The organism is Halomonas sp. DP1Y21-3 (genome assembly GCF_019801245.1).
GTDB lineage: Bacteria > Pseudomonadota > Gammaproteobacteria > Pseudomonadales > Halomonadaceae > Halomonas > Halomonas litopenaei.
On record NZ_JAHVJM010000005.1, the window covers coordinates 432,817 to 449,867 of the forward strand.

The 17,051-nt window shown below is 59.9% G+C and carries 6 protein-coding genes; 4 read left to right on the forward strand and 2 right to left on the reverse strand.

All coding sequences use genetic code 11. From position 1 onward, the window contains the following. Positions 1-76: 76 nt before the first annotated feature. The 4 genes from queC to KUV74_RS16610 all read left to right on the forward strand — a co-directional run bounded on the left by queC (position 77) and on the right by KUV74_RS16610 (position 2,727). Positions 77-808: a 7-cyano-7-deazaguanine synthase QueC gene (gene queC / locus KUV74_RS16595; protein ID WP_108133779.1), complete on the forward strand. Its 732-nt coding sequence runs from the start codon at positions 77-79 to the stop codon at positions 806-808. Then, positions 801-1,454, forward strand: coding sequence for a 7-carboxy-7-deazaguanine synthase (queE, locus tag KUV74_RS16600; protein WP_222516883.1), 654 nt, complete (start codon positions 801-803; stop codon positions 1,452-1,454). The genes queC and queE overlap by 8 nt, the downstream gene beginning before the upstream one ends. Next, positions 1,454-2,299 carry a 6-carboxytetrahydropterin synthase gene (locus tag KUV74_RS16605; protein ID WP_124804678.1) on the forward strand — a complete coding sequence of 282 codons (846 nt, stop codon included), beginning with the start codon at positions 1,454-1,456 and terminating at the stop codon, positions 2,297-2,299. The genes queE and KUV74_RS16605 overlap by 1 nt, the downstream gene beginning before the upstream one ends. A gap of 122 nt (positions 2,300-2,421) precedes the next feature. Further along, positions 2,422-2,727, forward strand: a complete 306-nt coding sequence (locus KUV74_RS16610; RefSeq protein ID WP_124804677.1) for a YkgJ family cysteine cluster protein — start codon at positions 2,422-2,424, stop codon at positions 2,725-2,727. A gap of 209 nt (positions 2,728-2,936) precedes the next feature. Here KUV74_RS16610 and KUV74_RS16615 read toward each other — a convergent pair whose 3' ends face one another. Then, the gene (locus tag KUV74_RS16615) at positions 2,937-8,498 is read right to left on the reverse strand and encodes a retention module-containing protein (RefSeq protein ID WP_222516884.1); all 5,562 of its coding nucleotides are present in this window, start codon (positions 8,496-8,498) and stop codon (positions 2,937-2,939) included. A gap of 634 nt (positions 8,499-9,132) precedes the next feature. Beyond that, positions 9,133-17,016 (reverse strand): Ig-like domain-containing protein, encoded by a 7,884-nt coding sequence (locus KUV74_RS16620; RefSeq protein ID WP_409996592.1) that lies wholly within the window; start codon positions 17,014-17,016, stop codon positions 9,133-9,135. Positions 17,017-17,051 lie beyond the last annotated feature (35 nt).

Below are 17,051 nucleotides of genomic sequence, written 5' to 3' on the forward strand. Positions count from 1 at the left end.
TTGTCGCGCCGGACCGGACCCCGGCCGCTGGCGATCCTTGTCGCCACCCCAAATTCTCCGAATCGAGACCCCCTTCATGAGCACGACTTCCCGCTCCACCGTGGTGATCTACTCCGGTGGCATGGACTCTTTCACCGTACTTCATCGCGCCTTGCACGAAGGCCTCGAAGTTCACGCCCTGTCATTCGACTATGGCCAGCGCCACGCCCGCGAACTCGAGGTGGCCCGCCATGTCTGTCAGGAGTTGAAGATCCCTCATCAGGTCGTCGACATCACCGCCATCCATGGCTTGATCGACAACTCTGCGCTGACCGACGCCAATCGCAAGATCCCTGGCGGTGACTACGCCGAAGACAACCTCGCCGCCACGGTGGTCCCCAATCGCAACATGGTGCTGCTGTCGCTGGCCATCGCCAAGGCGGTGAATATCGGCGCCAGTCGCGTCGACTACGGCGCCCACGGCGGTGACCACGTGCTCTATCCGGATTGTCGTCCCGAGTTTGTCGAGCAGATGAATGCGGTGGCCGCCATCGCCAATTTCTCGCCGGTAGAGATCCACGCACCCTATCTACGGTCCAGCAAGAGCGAGATCCTGGCCGACGGACTGTCCATGGGACTGAACTACCGCGACACCTGGACCTGTTACGAGGGCCGGCGCCTGGCCTGTGGCCGCTGCGGCAGCTGTCTGGAGCGGCTCGCCGCCTTCGCCGACCAGGGTGTCGAAGATCCGTTGGCCTACGCCGCCAATACCCGGCAGGAGCCGGCGATTGCACAGGCAGACCAGGGCGGAGCGCACCAGGATGTATAGCGTCAAGGAAGCCTTCTATACCCTTCAGGGAGAAGGCGTACAGGCCGGCCGCGCCAGCGTCTTCTGTCGCTTTGCCGGCTGCAATCTCTGGTCGGGCCGTGAGCAGGACCGCGCCAGCGCCCAGTGTCGCTTCTGTGACACCGACTTCGTCGGCACCGATGGTCAGAACGGCGGACGCTTTGCCACCGCCGAGTCCCTGGCCGAGCACATCACCCGCTTGTGGCCACACCCCCACGAGGGTGTCACGCCCTACGTCGTGTTCACCGGTGGCGAACCCTTGCTGCAGCTGGATGCCGCCTTGATCGAGGCGGTGCACGCTGCCGGCTTCGAGATTGGCGTGGAAACCAACGGTACTCTGGCTGCGCCGGACGGCATCGACTGGCTATGTGTCAGCCCCAAGGGCAATGCGCCGCTGGTGCAGACCCGCGGTGACGAGCTGAAGCTCGTCCATCCCCAGATCGACGCCCCGCCTGAGCGTTTCGAGGGCCTGGACTTCGACCATTTTCTGCTGCAGCCGATGGACACCTCCGGGCTGATGGCCAGCGACGCTCGCAAGGAGCCACTCTGTGCCACGGTAGAGCACTGCATGGCGCATCCACGCTGGCGGCTGTCGCTGCAGACCCACAAGATCGCGGGAATCGACTGATGGCACTCTTTGTACGACGACTGACACATCTCGACGTGTCGCTTTGGTGTCCCGATCGTGGACTGATCGGCGCGAGCTGGCTGGTCGACGTCGAACTCGATGGAGAGCTCGGTGAAGACGGCATGCTATTCGACTTCGGCGAGGTCAAACCCTGGATCAAGGCACGTCTCGACGGCGGCGCCGATCACACCCTGCTGGTGCCTACCGAAGCCCCTGGCGTCAGCGTCAGCGAATGTCGCGAAGGTATCTGCGTACGCACCACGACGCCATACGCGATGGAGGTGCGCGGGCCCCGCCAGGCCTTTACCCTGCTACCCTGGCGCAGAATCACCCCCGAGGCCATGGCCGAGCACCTGTCACGCCAGTTGATGCGCCAACCGCCCGAGCGGGTATCCAGCATCGAACTCAGCCTCGCCGATGAGTCCATCGATGGCGCCGCCTACACATACAGCCACGGCCTTCGCCGCCACGCCGGCAACTGCCAGCGTATCGCCCACGGCCACCGCTCGCGGCTGGAAATCGTTCAGCGCGGCGTGCGACAGCCGGAGCTCGAGCGCCGCTACGCCCGCTGGCTCGACGATACCTACCTGGTGGACGAACACGACCTGGAACAGCACCAGGGCGACATGCTGCAGTGCGGCTACCGCTCGCCCCAGGGCCTGTTTCACCTGCGCCTGCCCCGCGAGCGCTGTCATGTCCTGCCCGGCGCCACCACGGTGGAACGCATCGCCCAGTGGCTGGCGGCGACCGTCGCCCGAGACACCGGAGAGGACACCGCGGTGCGCGCCTATGAAGGCGTCGACAAGGGCGCCACGGCAAGAAGCCCCGGTGAACGATCTCGATAACGTCTCGATAACTTCTCGATAACTTCTCGATAACTTCTCGATAGCATCTCGAGATCCGCAAGAGAGACCGACCACCGAGACAACCAAGCGCATTTGAAGAATGCCATGAGCCAACCAACGTCATGAGCGAACTGATCACCTCCTCCTCGCCGCAAGAGACCCGCACAGCGACCGGCGAACAGGGCTGCCGCCCCGGCTGCGGCGCCTGCTGCATTGCGCCGTCGATCAGCTCCCCGATTCCCGGCATGCCGGCGGGCAAGCCCGCCGGCATCCGCTGCGTGCAGCTCGACGACGACAACCTGTGCCGCCTGTTCGGCCGACCCGAGCGTCCGGCGGTGTGCGAGCGCTTCGACTACGACGCCGATATCTGCGGCAGCCACAGAGACCAGGCGCTGGCCAATATTGACGAACTCGAACGCCTGACCTGAGTCTGGCTTACTTGCGCCGAGTAGCCGTCGCTCAGCATCATCTGCACCTGGTGTGCTCAGCTCGACCCCTTCTTGCTGCGCCCCCTACTGATGCCCTCTCGACCGACGCCCCATCCGTGACCCTCCAACTAGAAAAGACCGGGCCACCCAAAGGTGGCCCGGTCTTCCTTGTGACGACCTTCATGACGACCAAGGCCGTTCCCCATGCTCTACTCCACGTCGAGCTGCCCGTTATTTCGCAGCATCGTCAGGAAGGCCTCCGACGACTGACCCTCCATGCTGACACCGTCCAGGGTAATCTTCTGGTCGGCGTTGCTGTGCTGGACGTCGAGCCCGCCATCGCTCTTGATGTAGAGCACGGTGTCTCCGTTCTCCTCCTGGGCAAAGATAAAGCTGTCCAGCGCCGACTGGTCGGGGTCAGTGCTCGTGGAGTCAAAGTCGTTGAGCAGATCCCCCAAAGCCAGCTTATCGGCGTCTGGATCCATGCTCAGAGCCGCATCCTTGATGTGGAAATCACCTACCGTATCGTGGGCGGGGTCAGTCGTACTACCGACATCACCCAGACTCCACTGGAAGGTGTCGGAACCGAGCCCACCCAGCAGCAGGTCATCGCCAGCACCGCCAATCAGCACGTCGTCCCCGCTGCCCGCGAAGAGCTGATCGTTGCCTTTTCCACCAGCGATGCGATCCTGACCACCGTCGTTACGGCTGTCACCCGACAGGGCTTCATAGTTATCCTTGATAAAGGCCAAGATCTCTTTCTGGGTCGGCTCTGTCCCGCTGTTCTGAGTGGTCAAGTAATCGACGAGCCCAGCATAGCCACTACCCGCCTCACCACCGACACCCGCAGGATCGATCTGATCACCGAACAGCACGTCATCACCCGCGCCACCGTCCAGGGTGTCACCGCCAAGGTCCGCTGGCTGATCGAAGGACGCCCCCCCCTCCAGCGCCGTTGCAAACTCCTCGGCAGAATTGACGATGGCCACCTCACCGGCCGGTACAAGCTGGTCGTCCGTATAGCTGTAAAGATCGAGTGAAATGTCATGAATAAGCAGTGAGAAGAAGTTCCCAGCAGCGTTTTCTACTTCGAACTGCAGCCTGTATGTTCCTCCTTTCAACCCATTTGCCATAAACTGAGTCGAGCTACTATTGATACTGCCCGACGGCGATATTGGCAGCGAGGTGGCAACAACATCCCAGTCGCCTTCCTCATTTTGCATTTCCAGCGACCAAGAGAATCTGTCGCTTGGATTCCCTTCCTTTTCGAAGTCGTTTGGGGTGTCGGTCACGTAGTCAAATGACAAGGTATAGAACTGGTTGGCACCAGCAGGCTCATCCAGGACGATAGCATCGCTGGTGGCGACAGTACTGCCATCGCCAGCACCACTGTCTCGAACGCGCAGATAGGTGCCGACCGGGGTTCTATCAATGGCTATGTGGCCATTGGTTGTCTCCACCGCCCAATTATCGATGGAAGCGAGTCTTCCCGTGTCCCCCGTGTCAAAAGTGGCAAGCATTTCGGTACTGCCTACCGAAGCCCCGGATTCCAGAGGAATCGGCACCATCTCCAACTCACCATCTGCCGTGTTGTCGAAAATCTTCAGAAAATCGCGACCTACATCATCACCTATCCCGATCGCTTCCACCCGACTGATGGCGGCCAGCGGTTTGTATCCTTCAAGCGCATTGGTAACATCCTTATAGGTGGTAATATTCCCCGCATCACTGACACCAACTTGACCGTTGTCATTGTGAGAATTAGGCTGACCATCCGTCATGAAGTAGGCAACGTTATTGAAACCGCTCCGACTAACATCCGTCATCCACTCAGTAGCGGTAACAAAGGCTTGCTCGAAATTGGTTCCAGAAATAATCGCTCTACTATCCAGAAAGTCATTGACGTCACCCAGATCTTCAGATGAGAAATCGTTGAATGCGATCGAAGGCGAATACTTCCCGCCGAACGCCACGATCTGGACATGGATTGTCCCCTCAAAATCGGCAAGTTCGGTAAGCTTGGCACGTATCGCCTCGATCGCCACCTTGAAGCGTGAATTGCCGTTTTCCAACACGGCGCCCATACTCGGCGAAACATCAACAATAAAGGAAAGGTTGTAGTCCTTGGCAGGTTCAAGCACGGAATGCTTCCCGCCAGCGTCACCTAGAACCACATCATTACCACTCCCACCGGTGATGCTGTCATCGCCACCGCCTCCGACGAGTAGCTGGTCATCATCCGGCAGTGACAGGGTCAGGGAGCCATCGGCAGTATCGCCGTCACCATCCGTTCCGGCCAGTGACAAGGACAGCGCAGGATCTTTCTCCGCCTCGGAATAGGCGAAGTCGCCGACCGAAAATGGCCTCGTGCCGTCCAAGCCACGAAACTCGATCGCTTCAAAGGCCTCGCCGGTTGTAAGCACCAGCTGGGCATCGGCGGGAATGTTTCTCACATTGAGGGTGCCATCGGCGTTTTCCTCAATCGTCACCAACGAGGTGATATCCTTGCCGGCACCATTCACGAGGCGAACATCACTTTTCGCAAGTTCCAGCACGTGGCCGCTGACGGCAACCGGATGGCCACTGGTATCGGTACCATCTGGAGCCGAGGCAATCGCTTTGATCCCGACATCCGTCAACGTCCCGTTTTCCGCATTGATAAACTGGCTGAAGTGCGTAATGCCTCGGTGGTTATCCCAGCTTGGTGCGGTGTCAGAAAAACGCAGGTTATCAACGAAATCCAGGCGCACAGCTTCGTCGAGTCCCGTCAGGTCGTCGTGACCCGCGGCTAGTTGCGTATCCCCATCAGTTCGCAACCAGGACGCCCAGGGTCCTCTATAGGTCCAGGCGGACGCCACGACATCGGCTGCTCCATCGGCACCATCAAAGGCGATAAAACGATGGCCCGACCCGGACCCATCGGTGCCATACTCACGCACTACGTGCTTGCTGCCTTCACTGATTTCCTTGCTGGCATCATCAAATACCCTGAGCCCCTCATCGATGACCTCTACCTCGTAGGTAGAGCCATCCGCCGACAGGCTCACCTTGAAGGCCACGCCGCCACTCGCGGCCTTCGCCTCCAACGTCTTGCCGTCGTCACTCAATTGGTAAGTCAGAACCTCGCCGTTCGACGTGAGCAGCGTCCCGCCATTGACACTCGTGACCTCGGTACCGTTCATTACGTCGCTGAATGTCACTTGACCAATGTCATCGGCACCCGCCTCGAAGCGAACCTCACCCGTCTGGCCAGATTTTAACTGCGCTTGCTCCGCCTCCCAGACAACAGGCGTATCATCGTCAATCACCACCGACAGCTTGCCCTGGACCTCGCTGCCGTCGGCATCCTTCACGGTGTAGCCGATGTCAAACGTCAGGTCGTTCTCGTCATCGCCCGCCGCATGCTCAAGCGCCTGGTGCAGCGTCACCTTGTACTTGCCCTCGGCCTGATCAGCCATGGTGATGGTGATCACCGGTTCTTTTTCGGAGTTGCTATCGGTCACCGTTCCGGTGAGTGTGTGGCCATCAGTACTGCGCTCAAAGCTCACCTCACGACCGTCCGCCGTCTTGAGGTCGTCGGGCAGACCAGCCAGGTTCCACTGGAAGGCGTTGCTATCGGCGGCGCCATCGTCGCCAAAGCGGTAGCCCAGCTCGCCTTTCACGACGGAGGCCTCTCCTGCCACATCGCCGGTACCTCCGGCGTTGCCACCAGCCAGTCCGTCTTCGTCGACGGTCGCCTTCGGGCTCTGGGTAGTCGGGTTGTCGCCATCTCCGGGAACGCTGGGGGTGGAGTCTTGCGCCACCTTCACCGTCAATGTCGAAGACGACTTGTCTCCGTCACCATCGGTGATGGTGTAGTCGATCACGGCGTCGCCTTCGAAGGCCCCTGCCGGAGTAAAGGTGATCTCACCGTTGGACGCGATGGCCACCGTACCGACGCCTTCCCCACCCCGGACCGAGGCCTTGGTCAGGATTGCGCCATCATCGCCCTGGGTGTCGCTTGTGCCGTCATTATTGGTCAACACGTTGTAAGTTTTCGCCGTGTTTTCCGCCGTCTCGGTGGTGTCGGCGACCGCCGCTGGTGAGGTATCGAGGATGTTGATCTCCAGGTTGGCGCTCGTGCTATCGCCCTCGTTGTCGGTCACCGTCAGCGCAAAGCTGTCCAGCACCGTGGCGTCATCGCTGTGATCTGCCCTCTCGCCATTCTCGGTGTAGGAGTAGGTGATCTTGCCGCTGGCCGCATCGTAGTCGGTCACCGTGACGCTGCCGTGCTTGCCTTCCACCACAACGCTCTTGGGTGCCCCCGGACCAGTGCTCGCCCCAGTGATATCGACGGTCTTGCCACTCTGGTCGGTCAGGGTCACCTGCTTGATGCCGGCATCCGCCGCCACCGTCATGCTGCCAGTGACCGTGGCTCCGCTACCTTCCACCACGCTGTGATCGCCGGCCACCACCTCTGGATCGTTCGGATCACTGCCGTCCGGCTCGTTGCCATCAGGCTCGTTGCCATCAGGCTCGTTGCCATCAGGCTCATTGCCGTCGGGAATCTCGATCGTCGGCACGTCGTCGTCGCTGCCGTTGATGGTGATCGTCAGCGTCGCGCTGCTGGTATCACCGTCGGCATCGGTGAGGGTGTAGCTGAAGGTTTCTTTCAGCGTCTGGTTGTCCTTCAACGCTTGAACGTCGGCGTTGTCAGGATCCACGCGGTAGCTCCAGCTACCGTCGTCATTGTGGATGAAGCTGCCATAGCTGGCGGAGGCGTTGCCGGTAAAACCATCAAAGGTCATGCTGTCAGCGCCGGCGCTGTCATTGTCGAGCACATTACCGCTGATCGCCGTCACCGCCTCTTCACCCAGTGCCGCGCTGTCATCCTTGGCCTCGGGGGCGGTATCGAGGATGTTGATGTCCAAACTCTCGCTGACAGTTTCACCGGTAGAATCGGTCACCACGATGTCAAAACGATCAACCACGCTACCGTCACCAGCCGCGTGGTTGGCAGCCAGTCCATTCTCGGTGTACTGGTAGGTAACGACTCCGCTTTCCGGATTAAAACCGGTAATGGTTAACGTACCGTGCTCCCCTTCAAGCACCAGTGGATTCTCGTCGGAAGTACCTGCGATGTCTCGCCTACCAACACTGATCGATGCGACTCCAGCCGGCGCCGACACAGTAAAACGGCCTGCCACAAACGCCTGACTGCCCTCCACGGCACTGTGGAACCCGGCAGTTGCCCCTCCATCACCGTCTTCAAACTCTATTGACGGAGCGCCCGAGTCGGCATCGTTATCATCCATGTCATCAGCTATACCACCCACCTCCCCGTGCCCAGCCGATTCGACAATGAAAGGATCACCGAAGGAATAGGACTGTGAGCCAGAGGTTTCGGTAATTCTCATCAAACGTACAAAGTCAAACCCATCATGGCTTGCCCCCGCCACACCACCCGCACTGGGCTCCTCGAGCGCTTCGAGAATGTCGGTGGAACCCTCAGCGATCAATTCCAACAGTTGCGAAACATCCTCCCGGCCCAGAAAGTCAACGGAGCTTGCATCGCCCTGTCCCTGTTCTTCGGGCAACGAAACCTGTTGGGCTCCTACGATGAGGGCCGCGGGTCTACCATCATCGAACTGAAGAGCCACACGCGAACCCTCGGCAGTGACAATGATATCGCCGGCGTTCAGGCTATCTCCTTCTTCCAGAGCGATAACTTCACCATCCGGGCGTTTAGCCCAGGCCTTACCTTGCAGAGAAGTGACGACGACGTTTGTCACAGGCACATGGACCTCGCAATATTCGTATATAAAAGTAAGAATATAACCACAAACTAATACGAATCATGCTATCCGTGTAACAGGAGGTTACACAGTGTACCAATGGACAATAGGACATCAGACCTTGAAATGTTTCGCCCTGATTTTTCCTTTTTTCTTTGCAGTTACGGTATTTTTTACTCTCCGCTGTAAACGGATATGCTTGTTATTGCAGATTTTGTAGGATATTTCTTTCTGTTTCGCCCGATCTAGAACAGCGTGTCGCTAGATACTCCGTTGCAAGAGACCGCCGGCTGGAGAACATACAGGAAAGGCGAATCTTTAGTAGGCAATTAAAGGCGAAAGGAAAAGGGGCAAAGAACTAGGCGCTGTCCGAAAAGTCGACGAGCGAAGGTTAGACAAGGCAAAAATTGGTGAGAAAGCGCAGTTTACGGGGTGTAAATGAGCATTTTGATCCGATTTTTAACGCCGTATTACCGAGCGCAGGCACTTTTCAGACAAGCCCTAAGGAATCGAGCAGAAATAAACGTTGCCTTTTAACATCCTGTTCGCAATCCAAGAACAAGAAAATGCCGGGCCACCCAAAGGTGGCCCGGCTCTCTCTTATGGCAACTCTGGTCATGATGACCCAGGCCTACTCCACGTCGAGCTGCCCGTTATTACGCAGCATCGTCAGGAAGGCCTCCGACGACTGACCGTCCATGCTGACACCGCTCAGGGTGATCTTCTGATCGGCGTTGCCATGCTGGTCATCGAGCCCGCCATCGCTCTTGATGTAGAGCACGGTGTCTCCGTTCTCTTCCTGGGCAAAGACAAAGCTATCCAGCGCCGACTGGTCAGGGTCAGTGCTCGAGGAGTCAAAGTCGTTGAGCAGATCCCCCAGGGACAGCTTGTCGGCATTCGGATCCATGCTCAGGGCCTGGTCTTTGAGGTGGAAATCGCTGACCACGTCGAGGGCCGGGTCGGTAGCACTGCCGGCGTCTCCAAGATTCCACTGGAAGGTGTCGGACCCCAGTCCACCCAGCAGGAAGTCGTCACCAGTGCCGCCGATCAAGATGTCATCGTTGGCACTGGCAAACAGTTGATCGTCTCCCTGGCCGCCTTCCAGAAGGTCCTGGCCGCCATCGGCACGGGTCTTATCGATCAACTTGTCGTAGTTGGCCTTGATGAAGTCGAGCGTCTCTTCCTGGGTCGGCTCCGCACCGTTCTGGCGGGTCAGATGATCGACCAGACCGTCGTAGCCACTACCGGCCTCACCACCGACGCCTGCGGGTTCGATCTGATCGCCGAACAGGATGTCGTCCCCAGCGCCCCCAATCAGATGGTCGTTACCCACCTCCTGCGGCACATCGGAAGACGAGCCACCATCGAGCGCGGTCTCGAACTCCTCGGCGGAATTGACGATGACTTCTTCACCGGCTGGCACCAGTTCGTCGTCGGTGTAGCGATAAAGACTGCGTGAAACGCCTCCCACCGCTAATACGAAGTCGGACGAACCGGTTCCGTTATCCACATCGAAAGCGAGCCGGTACGTCCCCCCTTTCAGACTATTGGCCATGATCTGGGTAGTGGTGGTGGTACCTACCGCATTCTCGAAATTGTTTGACACGACTTCCCAGGTGCCATCATCGTTCAGCTTTTCCACTCGCCAGACAAAGTGGTCCCGAACAATTCCGTTGGAACTTTCTCTGTCACTTGTCTGGTAAGTAAAGGCAAGACTGTAGAAGTCATTGGCGTTAACCGGCTCAGACATTGTGATGCTGTCGCTGACCACCGTGGTAGCTCCATCATTGGTGCCGCTGTCAGCGATACGTAGATACGTCCTGCTGCCATTTCTCACGACGCTGACCGACCCGCTGCCACCTGTCTGGTGCCAGTTCTCCAGTTGTCCCAGGCTGCCCGTGTCACCGGCATCGAAGGTTGCTGGATAATCGACCGATTGCGTCTCACCTGACGCATAGGGTAACGGCACCATTGTCAAGCCACCGTCAGCGGTGTTATCAACCACCTTGAGTATCTCGCGATTGACATCGTTGCCGATACCAATGGCTTCCACTTGACTAATCTGGGCAAGTGTCTCGTACGCCTTGACAGCCTGCGAGACGTCCAGCGCAGTGGAATCGTTGGGCGAAGCGGTCACACCAGTGCCCGCAGTGGTGTTATGAAGTGTCGGGCTACCGTCACTCAGGAAGTAAGCCACATTGTTGTAGCCATTGGAGCTGGTTTCCGTCATCCAGTCGCTGGCGACGTTAAAGGCTTCTTGGTAGTTGGTGCCATCTTTCGCCTCTAAAGAATCCAGAAAGTCCTTGGCATCCTGGACATTGTCCTGTGACAAGTTCAAGAACGGTTCCGACTTCGCGGCCTGGGCAAAACCGACAAGTTGTACATTAATGATGCCCTCAAACGTCGCGAGCTCATCAAGCTTGGCCTTGAGCGCCTCTACCGCGACCTCAAGCCGCGTCTTGCCGGTATCGCCAAGCTTAAACGCCATGCTGCCCGACGTATCCAGGATAAAGGACAAGTTATAGTTCTGCGCCGGCTCCACCACGGTGTACTTGCCGCCGGTGTCGCCGATCAGGACGTCATTGCCACCACCACCCTGGACGGTATCGTCGCTGTTGGTTCCAACCACCAGGGCGTCGTTGTCGGTGGCGGTCACGGTAATGGTCAGGCTGGCGTCACTGGCATCGCCGTCCCCATCGGTCAGCGTATAGGTAAAGCTCTCATCGACGGTCTGGCCCTTGTCGAGCGCCGCGACCTCGGCATTGTCACTATCAAGCGCGTAGCTATAGCCGCCCTGGGCGTCGAGGGTCAGGGTGCCGTACTGCCCCTTGATCACCAGCTTGCCGTCGGCATTCAACGAGGACACCGTGGTAGAACCCACGCTGACGGCGGTGACGCTGGCCCCGTCAGCACCGGGGGCATCGGCCTGATCACCGCTGGATGCCCCCGGACCACCGATCACGTTGCCGGAGACCGGCGCCATGTTCTCGATGATGGCGTTGGTGTCGCTCGTCGCCACCGGGGCATCGTCATCGATGACCACTGACAGGGCACCATCGGCCTGGCTGCCATCGGCGTCGACGATGGTATAGGTGGCATCGAACACCAGATCGTTTTCGTCGTTGCCGGCCGCATGAGCGAGCGCCTGGTGCAGCGTCACCTGATAGGCTCCACTGCTCTGATCGGTCAAGGCGATGGTGACCACGTCTTCGCTGCCGCCACTGCCATCGCTCGCCGTGCCGGTCAGGGTGTGGCCATCGCTGCTCAACTGGAAACTTACCGCTCGACCATCTGCCGTCTTCAGATCGCCCGGCAGGCTCGCGACATTCCAGGTAAAGGCCCCGCTCGCCGCAGCGCCATCGTTGCCAAAGCTGTAGCCCAGTTTACCGGTCGTGACCGTGTCCTCACCCGCCACATCGCCGCTGCCGCCAGCGTTGCCACCGGCCAGGCCATCCTCGTCGAGGGTGGCCGTCGGGTTCAGGGTGCTCGGATCGCCATCGCTTTCCGGCGTTGACGGGATCGCTGCCTCCCTGTTTTCCAGCGTCAAGGTACCGCTGGCGGCATCCCCGTCGTTGTCGGTCGCACTCAGGGCGATGTCGATGCTGCCGGCCTCGGTCAAGGCCGAGTTCGACGTGCGCGTCAGATAGAAGGCACTGGCATTACTGACGCCATACAAGTTGATGGCCTCGAACGGCTCATCGGTGTTTAGATGCACGTATCCGCCACTGGGGACGCCACTGATCCTCAGACTACCGTCAGCCAGCACCGTCACGTTGCCACCCGACGGCAATCTCACATCGTCTGGCGAAAGCGCAAGCACCCTGCCTTGCTGCTCGAAGGGTATCCCTGAACCGCCCCCATCACCGTCATAGACGATAGCCTGCAAGATATGGGTAGAGGTTGCCTGACTGGAAGGACCGCCGGCCGCGCCGGGGTTGATACCGTAGCTGAAGCGAACGACCTCTTGATGCTCCCCCCAGGATAGGCCTTGGCCGCCATAGGTGGCTGAATCGACAAAATCGAAGCGCATCACCTCGTTGGCACCGGTCTTCTGCGTTCCCGCATCATTGCCGTTGAACCCGCCAACAAAGAGCCGATCCGCACTACTGGCACTGTTGAAATTCGCACCAATCGCACTGTTGGCATTGGTGTTATAGCCGGTAAACAACACGACCGGGGCTTCGTCATCAGCGGAGTTGGTAAAGGTACGAGCGCTATTTCCTCCCCCGAAGGTCTTGGCATCCCGTTGAACGAAACCAGATTGTACCTGGCCAGCGTTGATACGCTCGAAGCTGGTCACATCGTACTGTGAGCCGTCTCCTGCCAGGCCCACCTCAAAGGCCACTGTGTCGCCAGCGACCGCTTGAAGGGTCAAGCCGTCGGCACTCAACTTCCAGAGTAGCGGCCGAGTCACCAGAAAAAGCGCGTTACCATCTTGATCAAACACTCGCTGTCCATCGAGCGAGGCGTCGAAGCCGATATCGCGAAGACCGTCTGCGCCGGCCTCTTCGAAGTTGATATGGCCGCTGGAGCCCGTCACCAGGAGCCCGGTGTCTGCCACAAAATCAGAGGGAGTATCATCGATGATGGCGACATCCAGTTCGCCAGACGCCGTATTGCCCCGGACATCAACCACCTCAACAGCGAAGGTATCCGCGAATTCCGTATCCGTGGCCCCGCTCTGACTGTCGTTGTCGACCTTACGCTCCAGCAGATACTCGTAGCTGAGCGTACCTCCGCTCGCATCACCGCTGTATCCCGTCAAGGTCAGAGTGCCGTACGGGGTATCCAGGGCGACGGGATCGCCGGACAAGGCTTGCAGGTCGGCAAGCGTCAGGCTTCGACCTCCGATGCTCAGCGTCTCGAGTCCATCCGGCGTATCGACATCGAAGCTGCCGGCGCGTGTCAGTTCGCTGCTATTGCGCTGACTACCATCGGCCAGGTTGGCCTCGCTGACGACCAGTTCGGAAGCGAAAGGGTCGAGTCCGGCCAACTGAGCCCTGCCCGGCAGCGTAAGCTCCAGAGTCCCCTCGGCGGTGTCACCATCCCCGTCGGTTCCCTGCAGCGCCAGGGACAATGCGTCGTCAGCATCGAAGGTCCCGTTCAGCCAGGTGTACTCGAAATCCCCCAGGGTAAAACCGACTCGCGTATTGGTATTCGTGGCGCGGATTTCGATCGCCTCGAACGCACTCTCGGTCTCGAGGACGAGTCGAGCGCCATCGGGAACCCCAGACACCGAAAGAGTTCCATCAGAATTCTCCACGATCGTCACGGACGCGGTAATGCCGTTTCCTGAGCCATCCAGAAAACGGAGCTCATCAACATCCAGGGCAAGCGCATCGCCGCTGACCTCGTGCGGATGACCGCTGGTGTTGTCACCGTCAGGGGCCAAGGCAATGGCGGTTACCTTGAACGATGCGGGTGTTGTCCGCCCATCCAGGTTGGCGAGGTCGACTACCTGTTCAAAACGAGTAACGCCCCGGTGTTGCTCCCAATTGGGCTCCTCGTCGGAAAAGCTCAGATTATCGACGAAGTCGAAACGTGCCACTTCGTTGTACGTGGTCCTGTCGTCACCGCCTGGTGCCAATTGGGTGCCGCCATCCGTTCTCAACCAGGACTCGCCCGGAAAATTGAAAGACCAGGCGGACACCACCACATCGGGGCCGCCATCGCTACCGTCAAACGCCACAAACCGATGGCCTTGAGTAGAGGTATTGTGCCCTTCATAAAAGACTTCTGTTCTGCCATCACTGATAGCCTGGCCTGAGTCCGCCAGCGTCATGATGGCATCATCAAGGACATTCACCTCGTAGCTGGAGCCATCCGCCGCCAGAGCTATTTCGAAGGCCACGTCGCCACCGGCCGTCGTCGCCTCAAGCGTCTTTCCTCCATCGTTCAGCCGGTAGGTGAGACGTTCGCCATTTGAGGTCACCAGGGTCGCGCCGTTCAGGCTCAGCACAGCGCTGCCATCCAACGCCGAGGAAAACTGCATGGCGCCGATACCGTCGGCTCCCGCTGCATCTGCGAAGTTGATATCGCCAACGGTGCCTGAAGACAACACGCCATCGACGGTATCGAAGGCCACCGGCGTATCGTCATCGATCACTACCGTCAACTTGCCTATCGCCTTGCTACCATCGCCATCGGTGATGGTATAGCCGACGTCAAATGACACATCATTCTCGTCTTCGCGCTCGGCGTGCTCGAGCGCCTGATGCAGCGTCACCTGGTAATCGCCGGCGGCCTCATCTGTCAGCTTTATGGTGATGACTGACTCGGCGCCGCTGGCACCGGCTACGCTGCCGGCCACGGTATGTCCACCGTCGACAAGTGAGAACGCGACCTTGCGCCCGTCTGCTGTATAGAGCTCGGGCAGATCCGTCAGATTCCATTGGAAAGCCTTGGTGCTAGCCGCACCATCGTCGCCAAAGCGGTAACCCAGATCTCCAGTGGCGACAGTGAACTGTCCGTCCACATCGCCAGTACCGCCCTTGTTGCCACCGGACAAACCATCCTCATCGACGATCGCCACGGGGCTCTGGGTGGTCGGATCGGTGTCGGTCGACGGTGTGGTTGGCGTGGCGTCGGGCTCCACCGTCACGGTCAGGGTCGAGGACGCGGTGTCACCGTCGCCGTCGGTGAGAGTGTAGTCGATGACCGCCTTGCCTTCGAAGCCCGCCGCCGGGGTAAAGGTGACGTTACCGTCGCTGGTGAAGGTTACGCGACCGACGCTATCGCCGCCCTGCACCCTGGCCTCGGTCAGGATCGCGCCATCGGCGCCCGGGGTGTCGCTGGTGCCGTCATCATTCTTCAGCACGTTGTAGGATTTCGACGTACCTTTATCGGTGCTGGTGGTGTCGGCTACCGCACTCGGGCCATCGTCACCGATGGCGATGCTCAGGGTGCCATCAGCGGAGGTATCGCCATCGCTGTCCACTACCCGCACACCGAAGGTCTCGGGCACGCTGTCATCCAGACCCGTTTTGTCCTTGTCGTCCTGACTCGCGCTGCTTGTCAGGGTGTACGACCAGTTGCCGTCGGTGTTCACCGTCAGACTACCGTAATCACCGGTGACCGTGGTGCCATCGGCGGTGATCTCGACCCAGTCGCCATCGCTGTTCTGGACCTCGTAGCGCGCAAGGTCATCGTTGCCGGTGCTGCTCTTGAACTGGCCGTCGGTGGTCTCGCTGTTGCTGGCGGCGTTACTGCCCGGGGACTGACCTGCACCACCATCCAGTCCTGCTTCCTGCACGCTGTAGGCGCCATCGGCGGTCGTCGGATCGCCGTCCGGGCCGCTCGGGTCGATGGTCGGTGTGGAGTCGGCCGCCACCGTCACGGTCAGGGTCGAGGACGCGGTATCACCGTCGCCATCGGTGAGGGTGTAGTCGATGACCGCCTTGCCTTCGAAGCCCGCCGCCGGGGTAAAGGTGATCTCGCCATTGGACGCGAAGCTCACCGAACCCACACTGGCCCCGCCCTGCACGCTGGCCGCGGTCAGGGTCGCGCCATCGGCGCCCTGGGTATCGCTGGTGTCATCACTGTTGTTGAGCACGTTGTAGCTGACCGCCGAGTCCTCGGCGGTGCTGGTAGTGTCGGCCACCGCACTCGGGCCATCGTCACCGATGGCGATGCTCAGGGTGCCATCAGCGGAGGTATCACCGTCGCTGTCCACCACCCGCACACCGAAGGTCTCGGCCAGGCTATCGTCCAGGCCGGTCTGATTGGTGCCGCTGTGGGTGACGTTGTCGGTCAAGGTGTACGACCAGCTGCCGTCGGTGTTCACCGTCAGGGTGCCGTAGTCACCGGCGACCGTGGTGCCATCGGCGTTGATCTCGACCCAGTCGCCGTCGCTGTTCTTTACCTCATAGCGCGCCAGGTCATCGTTGCCGGTGCTGCTCTGGAACTGGCCGCTGGTGGTCTCGCTGTTGCTGGCGGCGTTACTGCCGGCAGGCTGATTCGTTCCGCCATCCAGCCCCGCTTCCTGCACGCTATAGGCGCCATCGGCGGTCGTCGGATCACCGTCCGGGCCGCTCGGGTCGATGGTCGGCGTGGAGTCCGCCGCCACCGTCACGGTCAGGGTCGAGGACGCGGTATCACCGTCACCGTCGGTGAGGGTGTAGTCGATCACCGCCTGGCCTTCGAAGCCATCCGCAGGGGTAAAGGTGACGTTGCCATCGCTGGTAAAGCTCACGCTGCCCTGGCTCGTATTGCGCAGAGCGGCGGTGGTCAGGGTGGCACCATCGGCACCCTGGGTGTCGCTGGTGTCATCACTGTTGCTGAGCACGTTGTAGCTGACCGCCGTGTCCTCGGCGGTGCTGGTAGTGTCGGCCACCGCACTCGGGCCATCGTCACCGATGGCGATGGTGAGGTCGGCCGGGGCGGAGGTATCGCCATCGCTGTCCACCACCCGCACGCCGAAGGTCTCGGCCAGGCTATCGTCCAGACCCGTTTTGTCCTTGTCGTCCTGACTCGCGCTGCTTGTCAGGGTGTACGACCAGCTGCCGTCGGTGTTCACCGTCAGGCTGCCGTAATCGCCGGTGACCGTGGTGC